The organism is Streptomyces lavendofoliae, from assembly GCF_014649735.1.
In the GTDB taxonomy this organism is placed as follows: domain Bacteria; phylum Actinomycetota; class Actinomycetes; order Streptomycetales; family Streptomycetaceae; genus Streptomyces; species Streptomyces lavendofoliae.
This window is the reverse complement of record NZ_BMTP01000007.1, coordinates 381,850-400,468: the sequence shown is the minus strand read 5'-3', so window position 1 is coordinate 400,468 and position 18,619 is coordinate 381,850. Positions and strand designations below refer to the sequence as shown.

The following is an 18,619-nucleotide window of genomic DNA, read 5'->3' as shown; positions in this document are numbered from 1 at the left end:
TCTACCTCAAGGGCGACGCGACCGGCGGCGTCACCCGCCAGTGCTGACACCCCGGAACACGCGGGGGTCCGCTCCGTACCGTCCCTGCGGCACGGTACGGAGGGACCGCCCGGCACCGTGCCGTGCGGGCAAGGAGGATCCCATGCATCTCCGCGGGAGACGTCCGCTCCGGTTGCCGGCGGCCGGACCCGTCACCGCCGTCCTGACGGCGCTGACGGTGCTCGGGCTCTGGCTGGTGGGGCCGGGGGCAACCCCTGCGGCCGCCGCCGCCCGGCCCGACTTCCGGCTGCCCTTCGCCTGTGGCCAGACCTGGCAGTTGCAGACGTACCAGGGCCACACGCCCGAGGACAAGAAACTCGACATGTACCGCGTCGGCGGTGACACGCTCGGCGCCGGGGTCGCCGCCTCGGCGGCCGGCACGGTCACCGAGTTCTTCGCACCGGGCGGCCTGGAGATCAACCACGGCGGCGGATGGTTCACGGTCTACCTGCACCTGGACCGCATCGACGTACGGCTCGGACAGCAGGTCGCCTCGGGGACGCCGCTCGGACGGCTCGGGCTGGTCGGGACCACCTCGGCGCACCTGCACTACGAGCAGCTGTACGACGCCAACGGGGACAACGACGGCGAGACGGACGAGATGGTCCACCCGGTGATCCAGGGCACCGAGTACCGGCTCTCGCCCGCCGGGCCGTTCCCCCGCGTCACCAGCACCAACGCCTGCGGCGGGGGCGGCGACCCGGCGCGGGTCTGGGTCGACACCTTCGCCGACGCCACCGGCTACGCGGCGGTCGACTGCGTCGGCGACGGCAGTCCGCGCTGCGCCCCGCAGGGCAGGCTGCTGAAGGGCACCAACTACGTCCTGTGCAAGAAGTGGGGCGACGAGGTGCGGGTCGGCGACTCGTACAACCACTGGTGGCTGCTCACCGACCTGGACGAGGTCGCACCCGGCGGCACGGGCCGTGCCTACGTCTCCGCGTACTACCTCCAGCGCTGGGGGAACGACGAGGCGAAGGACAACGACGGGCGGGACATCCGGTTGTGCTGACGCCGCCCGGGCCGCGGCCGGGCTCCGGCCCGGCTCAGCCCGGCTTCGGCCGGCCCGGCCCGGCTTCAGGCCGGTGAGGGCCGTCCCGCGCACTCCGGGAGCGCGGGGCGGTCCTTCGCCCGTACGGCGGGCAGCCAGGCCGTGCCCCTGCCCTCACCGGCGGGCAGCCGGACCCTGAACCACTGGGTGGACCGCTCGCCCGCCTCGTCGGCGATCGGCACTCCCTGCGGGACCTGGCAGTCGGCGACCAGGGTGTCGCCGTGCCACACGCGGGTCGTGACGACGTTGTCGAGGGTGTACGGCTTCACGGGGTCGATCGCCAGGCCGAGGCTGCACAACTTGTCCCGGTTGCCCGCCTGGCGGCACGGTTCCTCGGCGTTGAACACCTCGATCCGCGCGGTCCGTTCGCCGCCCGCCGCCGTCCCCATTCCGGCGGTCGCGCCGGCGCCGGACCGCGGGGACCGGTCCTCCCCGCCGAGGAGGGCCACCGCGGCGGCGGCCGCCGCGCCGCACACCACGGTGGTCACGGTGACGCCGAGCAGCGCGGCGCGCCCCTGCCACCATGCGGCGCCCGGGGCGTGGGCGGGGACCGGGGCCCGGGCGGTGACCGCGGGTCGCTGCTGTTCCCGTTCCCGCGCGGCGCGGATGCGGGCCAGCAGGCCGGCGGCGGTGTGCACGGCGCGCTCCTCCTGGGCGGGCGTGAGGCAGTCCGCCGCCAGGTCGCGCCAGAAGGGCGGTACGCGCAGATCCATGCGGAGCGGCGCCCGGCCTTCGGCGTACTCCTGGGCGGCGGCCCCCCGCGCCATCGGCGTGGCGCCCGGGAAGGGGGACACGCCTCCGGTGAACACCTGGTGGATCATGATGCCCAGGGCCCAGATGTCGGTGCTCGGCCGCACCTGCACGCCGCGTTCGCCGAGCGGGGCCCGCCAGCGCTCCGGCGGCAGGTAGTCGGGGGTGCCCAGCGGCGGGATGTAGCCGTGGGTGCCGTTCAGCTCCACGGCGAGGCCGAAGTCGGAGAGCCGCACGGAGCCGTCCGCCATGATCAGGACGTTGTCCGGCTTGAGGTCGCCGTGCACCCAGCCCAGCGCGTGCAGGTGCGCCAACCCCTCGCAGATCTCCGTGAGCAACCGGGCGCCCTCCGCCTCCGCCGGCGGGTCGGAGGTCCGCTCGCCGGACGGTGCGGGGGCCGCGGGGCCCTGGGCGGACGGAATGTGCAGCCGCTCCCGCAGGCTGTGCCGGGCCCGCTCCATGACCAGTACGACCGCCCCGTCGAGCACCGGGTTCGCGGGCTCGCTGAGCGTGAGGGAGTCGAGCAGCCGGATCAGCCTCGGGTGCCGGGCCCGCCGGCCCAGCTCGGTCTCGCGCCGGGCGGTCTCCACGAGCCCCCGTGCCTGGCGCGGGGCCAGCCCCGCCGTGGGGAGGAACTTGAGCGCCACCTCCGCCAGGTCAGCCACGTCCGGCACCGGCCCGGCGCCGCCCGGTTCCGCTGACCGGCCCGGTTCGCGGCCCGGTTCCGGTGCCGGTTCCGGTCCCGGTTTCGGGGGGCCGTCGCCGTCCCCGGCGGCCCGCGGCGGCCCCACGTACCGGGCGGCGTACACCGTGCCCCAGCCGCCGGCCCCGATCGGCTCGGTCACCTCCCAGTCGCCGACGCGGTAGCCGGGGGGCACCACCTCCACCGGTCCGCCGCTCACCGGCCCGCCACCTCCACCCGGTGCGGTGCGGGGGCCCTGGGCGGCAGCAGTGCCAGGTGCTCCTCGCGGACGAGCCCGAACCGCAGGGCGAGGCCCACCACCGCCTCCCGTTTGCCGTTGCGCCGGGCGCCCTGCCGGGGGTCCGCCGTCGCGGGGGCGCTGATCCGCAGCTTCTCCTCCGCCAGGTAGTCGATGTGGGAGCTGACCGCCCGGGCGGTCAGCCGGCCGCACTCCGGGTGGCTCCGCAGTCTGTCCACGATCTGCGGGGTCGTCGCCACGGCCACCGCCGACTCGTCGCGCAGCCGTGGCTCGCACAGCGCCACCAGGACCAGGAAGTAGGTGGCCGTCTCGTCCAGCGAGAAGGCGGTCAGCGTGCGGGTGCCCCAGCCGTCCATGCCGTCGGGGTCCATGTACACGTGGTCGGGCGCGAACACCTGGAAGCTGACGGCCGACCCCCGGGTGGGGAGCACGACGCGTGCGAACTCGAAGGGGATGGGGGCGCCGGCCCGCCGGGGCGGGACCCTGAAGTACTCCCCGGCTCCTTCCGGGTTCTCCACCAGGTAGGTCTGGCCGGAGCTGAGGTTGCTGAGCTGCCAGTGGTCGTCCGTCACCCGGATCTCCCCGGCGAGCCGGGACACCGCCGGGTCGGCCAGCCTCAGCTCGACGGGGGTGGAGGCGGAGCCCCGCCCGAAGCGGGCCACGCCCCCCGCGCCGAGCCGCAGGGTCACCGGACCGGGGGCCATGGCTCCGGCCTCCCGGCCGGTGGCCGGCCCCGTTCCCTCGCCCGGCGGTAGGTGGATCAGTACGCCACTCATCGTTCCCCCTTGGAAAGCACACGGTCGTCGCCCAGCACGGGCGCGGCACCCGGTCTCCCCCTGGCCCCCGCCCGCAGGCGCAAGTATGACCCGGCCGCGAGGCGGTACTCCGACGTTCAACCTTCGGCCCTGTCGCGCCCTTTCGGCCGCTGGCAGAAAGCCGTCCGGCCGCGGCCACGGCGTGCGGTCACCACCTGCGCGGCAACCCGGCGACGGCTGCGCCGCGAGCCGGATGGCCGACACCGGAACGCGAAAATCTGGCCGGAAATAGTCGTCCGGTTCCCGCCCCGGACCCCTGCGGGAACCGGCGAACGTACCGGTCTCCGGACCGGTCCGGAGACCGGTACGAGGACCGGGTGTGCCGGCCGGTGCCGGGACCGGCCGGCAGGGTGCGGGACCGACCCGGGGCCGGTCCGGCAGCCGGCGCGGGGACCGGTGGTCCAGGGTGGCGAAGCGACCCGTGCCGGGCGGCGCGGCGGCCCGGGGACGCCGGGGAGCGGCCCCGGGGAGCCAGGGACGACGACGGCTCCGGGCGCGGCGGGCTCCGGGGCCGCGGGAGGCTACCGCTCGTCCGCCCGGCCGCCGGTGCGCAGCAGGTCCCGGCCGAACTCGATCATCTTCTTGGCGTAGTCCTCGGTCCAGGCGGCGCGTTCGGCGATGTCCTCCGCCGTCAGCCGGTCGAACCGTTTGGGATCGGCGAGCTGGGCGGCGGCGACCGCCTGGAACTCCACCGCCCGGTCGGTCGCCGCCCGGAACGCGAGCGCCAGCTCCGTGGAGCGCGCGAGCAGCTCCCGGGGGTCCTCCATCGACTCCAGGTCGAAGAAGTGCTCCGGGTCGGAGGCGGCCTCCGCCGGCTCGAAGAGCAGGGGCGCGGGTCGCAGCCGCCGCTCGCTCCGCTCGGTCTCCGCCATGAACGTCTCCTCTTCGCACGACGAGTCTTCCCCCACCCGCGGGGACGCCCCCGTCGTGATGGACCACCTTCCATTCTCCCGCCCGGCGCAAGTACGCCCCCGCCCCGCGCCGTACCTAGGGCGACACCCGGGGCGACCACGCGATCCGGTGCTCCGAGAGGTGGGAGAGCACCGCGTGGTTGGCCTCCCAGCCGTCCGGGAACTTCACCGTGACGCCCAACTGCACCGGCTCCGTCGAGGGGTGCTCGTCCAGCAGGTCCGCCACGCCCGCCCGGCACACCACCACGCAGGCGTGGCGGTGGCGGGAGGCCAGCACGCACAGGCGCCCGGTCTCCAGGTGGAACGCCGTCGCGTCGGGGCGGCCCGACAGCGGGTGGAGGACGACCGTCACGTCGTACTCCCGTCCCTGGAGACGGTTCGCCGTGTCGACGGTGACCCCCGCGACACCGAGCCCGGCCAGGGCCGCCCGGACCGCCGCCGCCTGGTCGCGGTGGGCCGTGCCGACGGCGATCCGGTCCGGCGTCAGGGGCACGGGGTCCTCCGACCGCTCCGACACCGCCGCCCCGCCCCGGTCCAGCAGCCGCCGTACCACCAGCGCGACCGCCCGTACCGCCTCCGGGTCCGTGCGCGGGGTGTGCCGGGCGGGCAGCTCCAGCAGGCCCCAGCCCGACTCGGCCGCCTCGTCCAGCACCCGGTCCGGCCCCGAACCGTCCGACGGCACCCCGAACGACAGCCGCCGGTCCCCCGGTCCCGTCCCGCTGCGGAACGGCGTGTACGGGTAGAACGCGCCGGAGACGAGCGGCGCGGCGGACGCCGGAAGCCGCCAGGACACCGGCAGCCGGTGCTGCGGCAGCTCCGGGTTGTGGGCCAGCAGGGTCGTCACCGCGCTCGCGGACGGGTCGTACGACAAACCCGCCCACTGGTCGGCGCCGACCACGCTGAACGGGTCCAGCTGCCCCGGGTCGCCCACGAACAGCGCCCGCTCGAACAGCCCGGCCACCGCCAGCAGCGCGTCCGACCGCATCTGGTACGCCTCGTCGACGATGGCGTGCCCCCACGGCTCGACGCCCTTCACATGGGCCCACTTCGCCGCCGTCGAGATCACCACGTCCAGCCCGGCGAGGTCCGCCGCCCTGGCCGACTTCCGTACGTTGCCGAGGTCGTCGAGCGCCTTGTCGTAGGGGTCCGGGTCGTTGCTGTGCAGCCGGCCCACCGGCAGCTCCGGCTCCTTCTCGGCCAGGCGCAGCACCAGGTCGTCGACCTGCGCGTTGGTCTGGGCGACCACCATCAGGGGCCGGCCGGCCGCCGCGAGCTCCAGCGCCGCCCGGACCACGAGCGTGGACTTCCCCGCGCCGGGCGGCGAGTCCACGACGACGCCCCGCGCGTCCCCGTGCAGCGTGTCGTCCAGGATGCGGCGGGTGGCCCCGGCCGCCTCGGCGGACGGGTCGAAGGGAACGGACGTCACAGCAAGTCCTCCGGCGTCACGGCATCAGGGGCCTCCACCGCGTCCACCCGGGGCGGACCGCCGTGTGTCCAGGGCGTCTCCTCGGGGTCGGGCAGCTTCGGGCCCACCCGCTGGTCGTGCTCGAACAGCGTCCACACCAGGCGGTCGCCCTTCTCCGGCACCGAACCCTCCGCCGGCTCCTTGCCACGACCCATCCGGTCCAGCACCCGCAGCACCAGCGACCCGTCCTCCTCGTACCGCACGAACCGGGCGGTCTGCGGCTTGCCCTCCAGCGAGCGGTACGCCTTCACGCCCTCCCCCAGATGCGGCCGGTCGTCCGTGCGGACGGTCAGCAGCGGGCGCGGCGCGGGCCGCTTCGACTCCGACCACGCCATCGTCACCTCCACCACCTCGGCCACGAACGCCTCGCCCGTCAGCCGCCGCCCGGCCATCACCAGCGGGTCGTCCAGCGCCTCCTGCGCCTCCAGCTGCGTCTGCGCGCTCTCCCGCGCGGCCAGCTTGTTCGCCGCCGTCACGGCGTCGTCCCGGCGCGGCTGCGGCGGCTCGCCCGCCCGCACCCGGTCCCGGTGGCCGGTGAACGACCAGCGGTCGCGCGTCCACCGGTCCGCCACCCGGGCGCCCGGCGGCAGCTCGCGCACCAGCTCGATCGCCCGCCACACCGCGTGCCACGTGGGCCGCAGCTGGGCGAGGATCAGCCGCCGGATCTCCCGCTCCGCCCGGTGCAGGTCGCCCAGCCGCTCGTCGGCGGCCTGCCCGTCCTCGGCCGCCGCGAGGGCCTGCCGGGCCCGGTCGTACCGCTCGACCGCGGGGGCCAGCAGCCGGTTGTCGAACGCCGGGTCGGTCGCCGGACCGGCCGGGGGGCACAGCAGCTGCCCGTCCCGGTCGCGCGCCAGCTCGGCCCTCAGGGCCGCCTCCGCGCCCGAGCTCCCCTCCGGCGCGTCGATCCAGGCGAGCAGCGCCCCCAGGTGCTGGTCCTCCAGCGACGACTGGCCGGTGGCCCAGTGCCGGTTCAGCAGGTCGGTCGCCGCCAGCAGCAGCGACGAACCGGGCACCCGCGCCCGCTCCCCGTAGTGCGTCAGCCACCGCCCGAGCAGCGGGACGCGCGGCGGCGCCGGGAACGGCGTCTCGGGGTCCTGCTCGGCCGTGCGGCGGAACCGCGTCGAGCGGCCCAGCAGCCGGACGTACTCCACGCCCGCGCGGCTCGGCACGATCAGCTGCGGCGCGTCCGCGCACAACTCCACCTCGACCTTGACCTTCTTCCCGGTCTCCGGGTCGGTCTCGCCGCGCTCGGCGGCCTCGACGTCGTCCGCGAACCCGTCCACGTACGGCAGGACCGCCTCGGCGAGGTCGGCGAGGAACGCGAACCGCAGGTCCCGGTCGCGCGGCTGCGGCACGACCAGCAGCGTCGGCTCCTCGGGGTCCGTCCCGACCAGCGCCCCCAGCGGGGCGCCCGCCTCGCCGGCGGTCGTCAGCGGTACGAGCACGAGCGGCCGCTCGGCCACGTGCCGGTGCCGCACCGTGGCCAGCGGCCGGGCGCGCCCCGACTCGACGGCCTCCAGCCGCGCCAGCGTGGAGATCAGCGACATGCGGCCGCCTCCTCCAGGGACTCCGCCCGGAGGGCGGCCGCCCGCCGCAACGCGGCGACCGCGGGGTCGTCCGGGTCGCCCGCCTCCCCACGCGCCGCCGCCAGCACCGCGCCGACCGTCGTCAGCCCGCCCAGCTCGCCGCGCACCGAGCGGCCCAGCGCCTCCACCGCGCCCGCCGCCCGCGCCCGGTCCCGGCAGTGGAACGCCAGCTCGCAGGCGGCCAGGCACTCCGGCGCGTACGCGTGCGGGACCGCCTCCACCGCGGCGGTCAGCTCTTCCGCCGAGCACGCCGCCACGTCGAAGGACACCCCCTCGGGCAGGGCCGCCGCGATGTCCTCGACCCGGGTCAGCCGGGCCAGCTGCCGCCGGGTCACCGACAGCTGCTTGCGCACGTCGACGACCGAGCCGGTCGGCTGGTTGGTGAAGTCCTTGGGACACACCAGCAGCACCGAGTGCGCCACCGACGCCCCCTCGGTCACCCGCGCGGTCCGCTCCAGCGCCAGCACGTACACCGCGGCCTGCCGGGCCGCCGCGCCGACCTTCGCCGCGTCCGCCGAGCCGTCGATCATCGGGAACGACTTGATCTCCACGACCGTCCACCGCCCGCCGGGCCCGACCACCACCGCGTCCGGCTCCAGGTACGCGGGCGAACCGGCCACCTCCAGGGCCAGCATCGGGTGGTCGAGCAGCGTCCAGGCCCCCTCGGCCCCCGCCTCGGTCGCCTCGCGCAGCGCCAGCGCCGTGCGCGCCGCACGGCCCTGGGGGCCGGCCGCCGTCAGGTCCGGTACGCGGACGTCCTCCCGGTCGTCCACGCCCAGCAGCCGCAGCAGCTCCGCGCCGCCGTCGGCCTTGACCTTCGCCTCGAAGGCGTGGCCCCGCATGAACGCGAACTGCGACTGCCCGAAGCCGGACGGCGCCCCGAGCGCGGAGGCCAGCGCGGCCTTGTCCACCCCGGCGCCGTCCAGCAGCGCGCGCCGCCGGCAGCCGGGGTTGGCGGCCAGCGCCGCCAGCGCCCGGGCGTCCAGCGGATGCGGCGCGGACGCCGGGCCGCGCAGCTCGGCGAGCCGGTGCCGGAGTGTCGTCTGCGGACGTGGAACCGGTCCGCTGCCCAGGGATTCGCTCACCCGCGGAAGTCTCGCATCCGCCACTGACAATCGGGGTTCGGATCCCCGTCATCCCCGTCATCCCCTCGGCGACAGCCGGAGCGCCGACCGGCCGGGCGCCGTGCGGGTCGCCCGCTTCGTGGCGCCGCGTCCAGGTGCGCGATGATGGACGGACACCCACGCGAGAACTTCAGGAGAGCCCCCATGGCACCGCGGATCCTGCTCGCCCGGCACGGTCAGACCGAATGGTCACTGCTGGGCAAGCACACCGGCAGGACGGACATACCGCTGCTCGAGGAGGGCCGCCGGGGCGCCAAGCTGCTCGGCGAGCGACTCCACCGGAGCCCCTGGAACGGCCTGGACGGTGTCGAGGTCCGCACCAGTCCGCTGGCACGCGCGCGGGAGACCTGCGAGCTGGCCGGGTTCGGCGACCGCGCCGAGCCGTGGGACACGCTGATGGAGTGGGACTACGGCGCGTACGAGGGCATGACGTCGCCCGAGATCAAGGCCATCGAGCCGGACTGGTTCATCTGGCGGGACGGCGTGCCGGACGGGGAGACCCTGGCGCAGCTGTCCGACCGCGCGGACGAGGTCGTCGCCTGGGCCCGCTCGGCCGACCGTGACGTGCTGGTCTTCGCGCACGGCCACGTCCTGCGCTCGATCGCCGCCCGCTGGCTGGGCGAGCCCGTGTCGTTCGCGGCCCGCGTCCGCCTCGACCCGACGAGCCTCTCCGCCCTGGGCTGGGCCTACGGCGCCCCCGCGCTGGAGCGCTGGAACGACACGGGCCACCTGGAGGGCTGAGCCGCAGGTGCGTCCCCACCCGGTGCTGCGTGCCGCGGGCTCCGGAGGCCGGGTGGCCCCCAACGGGAACGGGCCTCCTCCCGTGAGTCGGGAGGAGGCCCGTTCGAGGCTCAGTGCGAGATCAGCTTTCGCACCTCGGCCAGGGTGTTCTGCAGGTCCCTTTCGTCTTCCGGTCCCACATCATCCGGTGTGTTCCACGGAGAGGTGCGGAGGTCGTGATGCCTCTCCAACTCGGAAGCCAGGTCGCAGGCGAGGCGGTAGGTGTCGCCTCGGCTCGACGTTGCTTCGGATACAGAGACGAGCAGGATTTCGGCCAGGCTGTTCAAGGGCAGATCGCCCTCCTCGTACTGCTTGACCGCGCGCGCGAGGCGCTCCTCCCAGCTGGGGTCCGTGTGTTCCATTCGGCTCTTTCCAGTCTTCTTGTGCCGTCTCGGATTGCCTACCGCTTGTTCGGGATCCCGTTGATCGTGCCGCCATTGACGAAACGCTGATGGCTCACGAGGAGCCCGATGCTGCGCTCCTCAATGATCCACTCGAATCGGCCCGCCTTGCCGTTCATCTCTCCGGGGACCTGGACGATGGTGAAGGGGCGCTTGTCCCCGCCCACGCGCTGGAACACCGATCCGTGTTCGGCGACATCGTCGATCGCGAAGTCGGCGGCCCGGTGCCCGCCGTCACGCTTGAGGCCCGATCCCCATCTGGGCAGGTCTTTCAGCATGCGGGCGGCTTCGGCGGGCGTCGTCGGCGGCGTGGGTTTCTTGGGTGCCGCCGGTGTGTCCGGTGCGTCCGCGGTTTTCGAACCGCCCTTGACGGCCCTCTTGATGATGCTCTTCAGGATGCCCCCGATACCCGTCAGCCACGAGCCGACCTCAAGGGCCTTCTCCGTGTCCTTGAAGGTCTCGGAGCCCACGTCGACGCCTTTTTCCTTGGCCTTTTCGCGGTAGGTCTCCTGGACGCCGCAGTCCGCGCCGAACCAGCACCAGGGCTCCGTCGCGTACTCGATCGCGTCCGCCGTGCCGGCGAGGAAGTCACCGACCGCTCCGGCCGCGTCCTTCGCCTGCTGCCCGAGCGATTCGGGGTTCTCCGGCTCCTTGTTGTTGCAGATCCCGTAGTTCCGCTGGATCGCGGGGCAGCTGTCGCCACTGCTGGAGGCGAAGCTCGCACTGCCGGAGGCGGACAGGCCGGTACGGGACCCGTTGCGGGACGCCCGGTAGCCGGAACTCTGGCGGTAGTACGTGTGGATGGCCGCGGCGACGTACCGGATGATGGCCCGGATCACCCGGATGAGGGCCACGATCATCGAGAAGAACCACTTGCCGTCCGGGTCGGCGAAGGTGACGGGGTTGTTGTTGCCGTAGGCGTAGCCGTTGATCTGCTGCGGGTCCTTCATGTCCGCGATCGGGTCGGCGCTGATGAAACGCCCCGTCGTCGTGTCGTACTCGCGCGCGCCGAGGTGCGTGAGCCCCGTCGGGTCCTGCGTGCCCCCGGCGAAGCCCTTCTCGCCGGTCCAGTTGGCCGGCTTGGCGCCGCGCGTCTCACCGAACGGCTGCGTCTGCCGGCGGGTGACCATCTGCGTGGCCGCGTCGACCTGGACGTTGGACGTGCCGTTGTGGTCGGTGCACATCCAGGTCAGCGACTGCGGGGTGCGCACGGCGACGACCTGGCCGCCGTGGCTGTAGTACCGGGTGGCCTCGACCTTGCCGGTCGCCTTGTCGTGCCGCAGCTCGGTCTCGCCGAGGTACAGCGTGGTGCCCTTGGCGTCGCGCCGGATGAGCCGGTTGCCGGTGGCGTCGTTGAGGAACGACGTCTCCGTGCTGTCCGCCTCGGTCACCTTGGCGAGGTTGTTCTCCGGGCCCCAGTCGAGGTTCTGGGTCTTGCCTCCGATCGTGCGCGTCAGGGTGTTGCCCGAGGCGTCGTAGGTGTAGTTCGTGGTCGGCCTCGCCGGGTCCACGGGGCTGGTCGTGGTCGAGGACAGCAGGTGCGGACGGAGCCTGCCGTCGGCCGCGGTCCGGTCGTACGTGTACGTGGTGGTGGCGGGGCCGCCCGTGGCCAGGTGGTCCGTCACCGACTTGCGGTTGCCGGCTGTGTCGTAGGTGTACGACTTCCAGTACGGCGCGATTCCTCCGACGCCCGAGGTGGTCGGCGCCGTCGCGCAGTCCGTCGTCGCGGTCCACGCGCTCTTCAGCCGCCGGTGCCCGTCGTAGGTGAAGCACTGCTTGTCACCCGCGGCGGTGGAGCGGTCGTCGATCTCGACCGGGTTGCCGGCCGGGTCGTAGCGGTAGTAGGTGTCCGCGTCCGTGCCGCTGTTGGACTCCGAGACGACCGTCTGCCGCGCCAGGCGCTTGGTGCCGTCCTCGTACGAGGTGTTGATCTCGGTCCACTTGGAGGTGGACGAGACGCCCAGGGTGAGACGGATGCGCTCACCGGCCGGCAGGTAGTCCGTGCCCCGGACCAGGCCGGTCAGACCCTGGAGGGTGGTGGGCAGGCGCTGCTCGTTGTAGCCGTAGGTGAGCACCTCCTGGGCCAGGCCGCCCATGGCCGGGATGGTCCGTTTCTGCGGCGTACCGTCCAGGTTGTAGGCGTTGGTGATGGTGTACGTGCCGGTGCCCGCCACCGCGCCCTCGGCGGTGCTGATGGTGTACTGCTCCTTCAGCACCCGGTAGAGCGGGTCGTAGGCGGCGTTGGTGGTCGCGTAGACCCTGCCGCTCTTGCCGCCCTCGTAGCGGATGGAGGACGTCGGCTGTCCCAGGGCGATGCTGTCGTACGACCAGCGCGCCAGGTACTTCGAGTCGTCGATCGTCGGCACGCCGTTGACGACGGGGATGCGGCCCAGGAGCCGGCCGGTCGGCCGTCCCAGCACGTCGTAGGTGTGGCTGAGGATGCTGCCGCGGGCGTCCTCGGTGACGTTGATCCGGTCGAAGTGGTCGTACTCCTTCCTGGACGCACCGGCGTCGGGGTCGGTGGCGCTGGTCTGGCGGCCCAGGAAGTCGTAGCCGTACTCCCACGCGTTGCCGTCGCTGTCCTGCACCTTGGTGAGCAGGTCGGCCCGGCCGTAGGTGTAGGCGAGGCGGGTGTAGGCGCCGGTCGCCCTGCTGCCCTCGTACTCCCGCTTCTCCGCGAGGCGGCCCCGGCTGTCGACCTCCTCGCGCACGGCGGACGCGCCGGCCGGCGGTTCGACGGTCGTCGCGTTGCCCTCGTACGTGGTGGTGGTGCGGGAGTGCTCCTTCCCCTGGGCGAGGACGATGTCGACCGTCGGCCGGCCGGCACCGTCGTAGATCTTCCGGGAGCCCGCGGGCGACGCGGTCAGCAGCGTGGCGAGCTGGCCCGACGGAGCGGTGCCGTCGATGTAGTCCGCCGAGGTCTCGACCTCGAGGCCACGGGTGTCGTACGTGGTCTCCGCGATGACGCGGCCACCGCCCACCGCCGCCGGGGACTGCATCTGGCGCGGCCGGAGCAGGGCGTCGTAGATCGCGTACGAGGTCTGGTAGGTGGTGCCGTCGTTGTTGAGCGACTTGGTCGCCACCCAGGACGCGGCACTCTTCTGGATCCTGTACTCGAACGTGCGGCTCGGCGTCTGCCCGTTCGCGCGGTCGCGGTCGGCGAGCCAGACGTCGGTCAGGCGGCCGAGGGCGTCGTAGGCGCTCTCGGTGCGCTTGCCGTTGGGGTCGGTGCTGACCGTGTTGGAGCCCCAGTCGGGCGCGAGCTCGGTCGTCACCGTGTGACCGAGGGCGTTGGTCTCCTTCTTCGCCGTCAGGGGTCCGCCCGCGGCCGGTGTGTAGTCGATGTGGTTGGTGCGGTTCCCGTCGGTGTCCCACTGGTCGGTGAGACGGCCGAGGAGGTCGTACTTCGCCGTGGCGACGGTCTGCGTCTGGGCGGTGCCGCCGCTGTAGCCGGTGACGCGCTGCTGGGTGGTGACGTCGCCCTTGGTGGGCGCGACGCCGTACGCCTGCCCGTCGTAGGACGTGCGCACGTCGGAGACGACGTGCGTGGTGGCCGGGTCACCGGTGCGGTTCGGCGTGACGCCGCAGCCGACCGAGACCTTCTCGGCGCGCTTGACGTACGTCAGCAGCCAGTCCGTCGTGTTCTTGGCGTACTCGGTCCGCGTGCAGTCCTTGACCCCGCCCCCCTCGGTCTCCACCGTCAGCGGCTGACCGCTCTGCGTGTCGTACGTCGTGGACGTGGTGGAGGTGATCGGCGCGGCGCCCGTGACCGGGGTCCGCCTGACCTCCTTGCCCGTGCGCGTCATCCAGGCCCGCACCGTGCCGTACGAGTGCGTCGCCGTCGCGGTGTTCTGCGACCACGGCGTGGTGATGGTGCCGGACACCTCGCCGCCGGTGGTGCCGTTGTACGTGATGGCCTCGCGCACCTGCCCGGCGTACTGCTCCTCGTCGTTCACCGCCGTGCCCGTGGAGTCGGTGACCGTCTCCGTGCGGGTGGTGCCGTCGAGCTGCTTGTCGCCGTGCATGCCCCGGTAGAACAGGGAGGTCGTCCTGGACCGGACCCCCGCGGCCTCACCGGTGTTCGTGGTGACCTTCTGGAAGCCGCGCCAGATGCCCCACGTGCGGTACTTGGCCGGCGTGATGGGCGACTGGTCGTCGTACGCCCAGGCGCCGCCGCCGTGGTACGTGTAGTCCGTCTGCTTCAGCGGGGCGCCGCCGGTCGGGTCGGACTCGGTGACCTGGGTGACGACGTACTTGTGGAACCAGTCGGTGCGCGGCGCCGGGTTCTCGCCGGGCGTCGGGTTGGACGGCGGGATCCACTTCACCGGGTAGCAGCGCTTGGTGTTCTTGTCGAGCGCGGCCGGGATGTTGGTGTCGGCGACGCACTCGGGGTCGGAGTAGTTGACCGTGAGGACGGAGCCGGTCTCCGAGGTCACGGTGCGAACGCGCCACTTGATGAACGGCGGTACGTCGTCGCCGGTCTTGTCCACCCGGTTGTGCATCTGGACACCGGAGAAGGTGATCGCCGGCATGGCGATGGGTGTGCCCACCCGGCCCGTGTGCTGGATGGACTTCAGCCACAGGCCGGCGTTCGAGCCGTCGCCCGGGTCGGGGAAGGACTGGCTGAGCGCCCAGTGGTTGACGTCCCGGTAGTCGGTGTCCGCGCCGGTGCCCGTGCCCTTGTAGACCTGGGTGGTCACACCGGTGAGGCGCTTGCGGGAGAAGAAGGACGGGGCCGGCTGGTCGGTGCAGACGGTGTCCTTCTTGCAGATCTGGTCGTACGGGACGTCCGGCCAGGCGTTGCGGTTGGTCTCGGTCAGCGTGGTGCAGGTCTCCCCGCCGCTGACCGGTACGCAGCGCTCGGCGACGGTGAACTTCACCCGGGCCGCGGCGGGCTGGGTGGTGGAGAAGACCGTGTCGGTGCGCTGGCCGTAGTCGATGCGCTTGAGGTGGCCGCCGCGGACGTACTCCGTGCCGTTCCCGGTCGTGCCGTTCTTGGCGTAGGAGTTGAGTTCCTTGTCGTACCAGTACGTCATCACGTTGCCGTGCGGGTCGACGACGTAGTCGAGGTTCCAGCGCCATGCCTGCGTCTTGGCACGGGCGGAGAAGCTGGTGCCCGCGTCGTAGCCGGGCTCGCCGGAGTCGTCGCCGAAGACGGGCACGGTCCACACGGAGTTGGTCTCGGCCTTGCCGGTGGCCCAGCCGGGCAGCCGGTTCCTGCCGAAGACGTACTGGGTGCCGTCGGTGGTCGTGACGGTCCACTGCTCACCGTCGTCGTCGCCGTTGACCGCGCCGGTGGTGCGGACGACGCGCTCGCCGTCGTCGCCCTGGAGGCGCCAGGTGCCCTTGGCCTTGTCGAGCAGGATCAGGCTGCTGGACTTGCCGTTCAGGACGATGGAGGCGTTGTCCTCCTTCCAGCACTGGTCGTGCTTGCCGTCCTGGCCGTCGTCGTCGCACGACCCGTACGAGCGCTCGATGTACGAGGTCGGCAGGTCGAATCCCTCACCGACCCACGACGGCTGGGCGCTCGTCGAGGAGGTGCGGCCGTCCACGCCCTGCGCCGAGTAGCCGATCGCCACCGACGGCGTGGGACCGGCGGGGGTCGGTACGACGTCCATGGGGTACGACCAGGTGAAGTCACCGTTGGAGCCGCCGCCCGACCAGGTCGCCGACGGCGACAGCGGGGTGGCCTCGTAGGTGCCCTGGTCCGAGGAGGTGCCGGCCGAGGCGGCGAGGACCGTGAAGGCGCTCGCGCTGCGGGCCCGGTCCGTGGTGGCCTTCGGTGTGGTCACCTGGGCGGTGAGGGTCCGGTCCGCCGTGTCGTTCGCGGACGGGACCGGCGTCGTGGTGCGGCACGCGGGCTTATCGGGGGTGGTGAGCGCACAGGCCGGGAGCTGGACCAGACGCAGGCGCGATGCCCAGTTGCCGCTGTACGCGTGGGCGAAGCCGCTGTAGTCGAGGGCGACGGACAGCCCGGACGGGTCGGTTCCGCCGTCCGCGCGGCGGACGGTCATGACCACACCGTCGATGCCGAGCCTGGCGGTCCTGGCGCGGTCCAGAATCCTCACTTCGGCCTTCGCCGGCGCCGCCTGCGGCGGATTGCCCGTCGTTGACGCGCGGGCCTTCGCGGACCCGGCCGTCTTCGCCGGCAGCGGTCGGCCGAGGGTGACGGGCAGGCCACCGGCCCTGGCCCCGGCGTTCCGCTTGGCCGGGATGGTGGTGCTCGCGGCGCCGGCCGCGGGCCATACGACCTTGCGGGCCGCCTGCTGACGCGTCCTGGTCGCGGCCTGGAGCGTGGGGTCGGGGATCTTCTTGTGCCTGGCCTCGAACGCCTCGGCTCTGCCGAAGTCCGGTTTCTCCAGGGCACTGTGGTCGCGTTCGAACCGCTGGGCCGGTGCCGCGCCCAGCAGGGTGGTGACGATGGCCGTGGTCACGGGAAGGGCGACCGCCGCTATTCGGCGGCGGCTCGCTCTGTTCCACGACCATGACGGCAGCACCCTTTTCGTGCTGGTCAAGGGGTTTCTCCGCATTCTGGACAGCGGTGGTGGGCCGGGCGTGCGGCCCGGCCCACCACCGCGTGTGGATCACACCAGGGGACTGGCGTGAAGAGGGATGTCAGCCGATCTCGACGGGGGGCTCGTCGACGGTCGCCAGTTGGGTGATCTCCGCCTCGGAGAGCACGCCGGCGTAGACGCGCATGTCGTCGAGCTGGCCGCGCAGGAGGTTGCCCCAGGCGCCGGTGTCGTGGCGCCTGGCTGTTCCGACGGTCAGGGGCTGGTCGGACTGGAAGACGGTGTCGACGAAGACGCCGTCCTCCGCGCCCTCGCGTGAGCCCGCGAGGTAGAGCTTGGCGGACTGGTTCGCCGAGTCGTACACGCCGACCACGTGGATCCAGTTGCCGGGCGGGTTGACCTGCTCGGAGGTGATGGTGGCGGCAGGGCCTTCCAGGACGTCGGTCTCGTAGACGCCGAAGTTCCAGTCACCGACCGCCTCGCCGATCTCCTGGCGGTACCACAGGCGGAACGCGTTGCGCTGGAGACCCGGGTGCGCGAACACCGAGGGGGAGTGCGCCACGGTGGTGTTCTCCAGGCTGTCCGGGTTCAGGTTGACCCAGCCGGCCACGGTGAAGCTGCCCGACTCGTCCAGCTTCACCGGGGCGGAGCCGCTGCCGGACTGGTCGGCCGGCAGGTTCAGCACCGTGCCGTGGGCGGGGTCGTCCGCCGCGAGGAAGCCCGCTCCCGGCTGGAGGGTCAGGGCGTTGCCCCGGCCGGACGCGTCGGGGGCCGTGGTGCCGGAGGCGCCGTCCATGTCCCAGTGCGCCAGCAGGGCCGCCTGGGGGTGGCCGGTCTGGGGGTTCTCCACATTGGCCTGCGACCACATCTCGTCCGGGAACACGACGCGGTTCCACGCCTGGACCTGGTCGATGTCGCCCCGGAAGTAACTGCTGGGAGCACCGTCGGTGCCCTTCATCCGGCCGATCTCGAAGGGGCCGGTCGCCGCCCACGGCGTGGTGTACGCGGTCGTGGCCTCCAGACGTCCGTTGACGTAGAGGCGGATCTGCTGGGCGTCACGGTCGTAGACGGCCAGCAGGTGGGTCCAGGCGCCGACGACGCCCGGCCGGGTGGAGATGGCCCGCACGAGGCTGCTGCCGTCGGAGGTGTAGCGGTTGAAGATCCACCGGTCGTAGGCGCTGGAGTAGTACAGCTGGAAGGCGCCGACGTTCGTGCCGTTCTGGTTGGCGACGGTGTTGGTCTCGTCACGGCTGCCCAGCTTCGTCCACGCCGAGACGGAGAAGCTGGCCGTGGTGTCCACGACCGGTCCGGAGGTGGCCGCGTAGGCGCTGGTGCCGTTGAGGCGCAGGCCGGAACCGAGGCGGGTGGCCGGGGTCCAGGCCGCGCCCCCGCCGAGGGTCAGCGCGTGGTTGCTTCCGGCGGCGTTGTAGCCGGTGGCGTCCAGCTTCCACTCACCCACCGGGCTGGAGGCGGCGGCGACCTTGAAGAGGTAGTCCTTGCTCGCGCTGGGGTTGCCCGCCGCGTCGAACGTCTGGACGCGCAGGGTGTTCGTCAGCCGCTTGGTCGGGGTGACCTTGCGTTCGTAGCTGGAGGTGTTGACGGTGTACCGCTTGCTCTCCAGCAGGGAGCCGTTGAGCCAGATGTCGTAGCGGCGCACGTCGCTCGCACCGGCGCTGATCTTGAACGTGCCGGTCTGGCCGACGCTGCCGGTCTCGGGGGAGGCCTCGCAGGTCGTACCCGCGCACTCCGGGTACTCCACCGACGTCACCGTCGGCTGGGGCGGGGCGCTGGCGTCCACCTTGAAGTAGCAGTAGCCCGACCACGGTCCGTACAGGTAGCCGGTGGAACCGTCCCAGGTGTAGCGGTACTGGGTACGCGCACGGAACTTGTACGTCGTGCCGCTGGTCAGCGTCGCGGTCGGGGCCGACCCGGCCGTTCCGCTGGCCGTCCAGGTGCTCGGCGCGAGGGTGGCCGGGGTGGTGCTGGAACCGGCGTACAGCTCGAAGTTGGGCCGCAGACTGGCGTTGGACCCGTCGGCGGAGGTGGGCGTGCCCGTCACGCGGGGCGTGGTGTCGCGGATCAGCGCCGGGGACGTGGACGCCGAGCACGCCACGTTCGGCTCCGACAGCTTCACCGAGGACGGGGCGGCCGTCGGCGGGGAGACGTAGGTGATCGACAGCCTCGGCTTGCGGCTGGAGGTCGCCCGGTCGTCGGCCGGGGACATGAACTGCTTCCAGGCGATCGGGT

General features: G+C 73.0%; 11 protein-coding genes. 2 read left to right on the top strand and 9 right to left on the bottom strand.

Translation table 11 applies throughout. The features are described 5' to 3' along the window. Positions 1-142 precede the first annotated feature (142 nt). Positions 143-1,048 (top strand): M23 family metallopeptidase, encoded by a 906-nt coding sequence (locus IE109_RS16400; RefSeq protein WP_189551610.1) that lies wholly within the window; start codon positions 143-145, stop codon positions 1,046-1,048. A gap of 65 nt (positions 1,049-1,113) precedes the next feature. Here IE109_RS16400 and IE109_RS16395 read toward each other — a convergent pair whose 3' ends face one another. From IE109_RS16395 to IE109_RS16370, 6 genes are all read right to left on the bottom strand, one after another. Beyond that, positions 1,114-2,739 carry a serine/threonine-protein kinase gene (locus tag IE109_RS16395; protein WP_229891112.1) on the bottom strand — a complete coding sequence of 542 codons (1,626 nt, stop codon included), beginning with the start codon at positions 2,737-2,739 and terminating at the stop codon, positions 1,114-1,116. Next, entirely contained in the window at positions 2,736-3,554 is an 819-nt protein-coding gene (locus IE109_RS16390) for an FHA domain-containing protein (protein WP_189551609.1), read from the bottom strand. Before IE109_RS16390 ends, IE109_RS16395 begins: the two co-directional genes overlap by 4 nt. Before the next feature lie 560 nt (positions 3,555-4,114). Further along, positions 4,115-4,465: a DUF8844 domain-containing protein gene (locus IE109_RS16385; protein WP_189551608.1), complete on the bottom strand. Its 351-nt coding sequence runs from the start codon at positions 4,463-4,465 to the stop codon at positions 4,115-4,117. A 115-nt stretch (positions 4,466-4,580) separates the two neighbouring features. Further along, positions 4,581-5,930 (bottom strand): AAA family ATPase, encoded by a 1,350-nt coding sequence (locus IE109_RS16380; protein ID WP_189551607.1) that lies wholly within the window; start codon positions 5,928-5,930, stop codon positions 4,581-4,583. Beyond that, positions 5,927-7,516 (bottom strand): hypothetical protein, encoded by a 1,590-nt coding sequence (locus IE109_RS16375; RefSeq protein WP_189551606.1) that lies wholly within the window; start codon positions 7,514-7,516, stop codon positions 5,927-5,929. The genes IE109_RS16380 and IE109_RS16375 overlap by 4 nt, the downstream gene beginning before the upstream one ends. Next, positions 7,507-8,640: a hypothetical protein gene (locus IE109_RS16370; protein ID WP_189551605.1), complete on the bottom strand. Its 1,134-nt coding sequence runs from the start codon at positions 8,638-8,640 to the stop codon at positions 7,507-7,509. Before IE109_RS16370 ends, IE109_RS16375 begins: the two co-directional genes overlap by 10 nt. Positions 8,641-8,823: 183 nt before the next feature. On the opposite strand from IE109_RS16370, the gene IE109_RS16365 reads away from it, so the two are divergent. Then, positions 8,824-9,420, top strand: a complete 597-nt coding sequence (locus tag IE109_RS16365) for a histidine phosphatase family protein (protein ID WP_189551604.1) — start codon at positions 8,824-8,826, stop codon at positions 9,418-9,420. A 110-nt stretch (positions 9,421-9,530) separates the two neighbouring features. On the opposite strand, the gene IE109_RS16360 is transcribed toward IE109_RS16365, so the two are convergent. The 3 genes from IE109_RS16360 to IE109_RS16350 form a co-directional block, all read right to left on the bottom strand. Beyond that, positions 9,531-9,821, bottom strand: coding sequence for a hypothetical protein (locus IE109_RS16360; protein ID WP_189551603.1), 291 nt, complete (start codon positions 9,819-9,821; stop codon positions 9,531-9,533). Positions 9,822-9,859: 38 nt separating this feature from the next. After that, positions 9,860-16,375 (bottom strand): RHS repeat-associated core domain-containing protein, encoded by a 6,516-nt coding sequence (locus IE109_RS16355; RefSeq protein WP_229891109.1) that lies wholly within the window; start codon positions 16,373-16,375, stop codon positions 9,860-9,862. Positions 16,376-16,475: 100 nt separating this feature from the next. Next, positions 16,476-18,596, bottom strand: a complete 2,121-nt coding sequence (locus IE109_RS16350) for a LamG domain-containing protein (protein WP_229891107.1) — start codon at positions 18,594-18,596, stop codon at positions 16,476-16,478. Positions 18,597-18,619: the final 23 nt, after the last annotated feature.

Bases quoted from the DNA above. Each gene is read 5' to 3' on its own strand.
- IE109_RS16400 (WP_189551610.1), top strand. From the start codon at position 143: ATGCATCTCCGCGGGAGACGTCCGCTCCGGTTGCCGGCGGCCGGACCC.
- IE109_RS16390 (WP_189551609.1), bottom strand. From the start codon at position 3,554: ATGAGTGGCGTACTGATCCACCTACCGCCGGGCGAGGGAACGGGGCCG.
- IE109_RS16350 (WP_229891107.1), bottom strand. From the start codon at position 18,596: ATGTCCCCGGCCGACGACCGGGCGACCTCCAGCCGCAAGCCGAGGCTG.
- IE109_RS16375 (WP_189551606.1), bottom strand. From the start codon at position 7,516: ATGTCGCTGATCTCCACGCTGGCGCGGCTGGAGGCCGTCGAGTCGGGG.
- IE109_RS16360 (WP_189551603.1), bottom strand. From the start codon at position 9,821: ATGGAACACACGGACCCCAGCTGGGAGGAGCGCCTCGCGCGCGCGGTC.
- IE109_RS16365 (WP_189551604.1), top strand. From the start codon at position 8,824: ATGGCACCGCGGATCCTGCTCGCCCGGCACGGTCAGACCGAATGGTCA.
- IE109_RS16385 (WP_189551608.1), bottom strand. From the start codon at position 4,465: ATGGCGGAGACCGAGCGGAGCGAGCGGCGGCTGCGACCCGCGCCCCTG.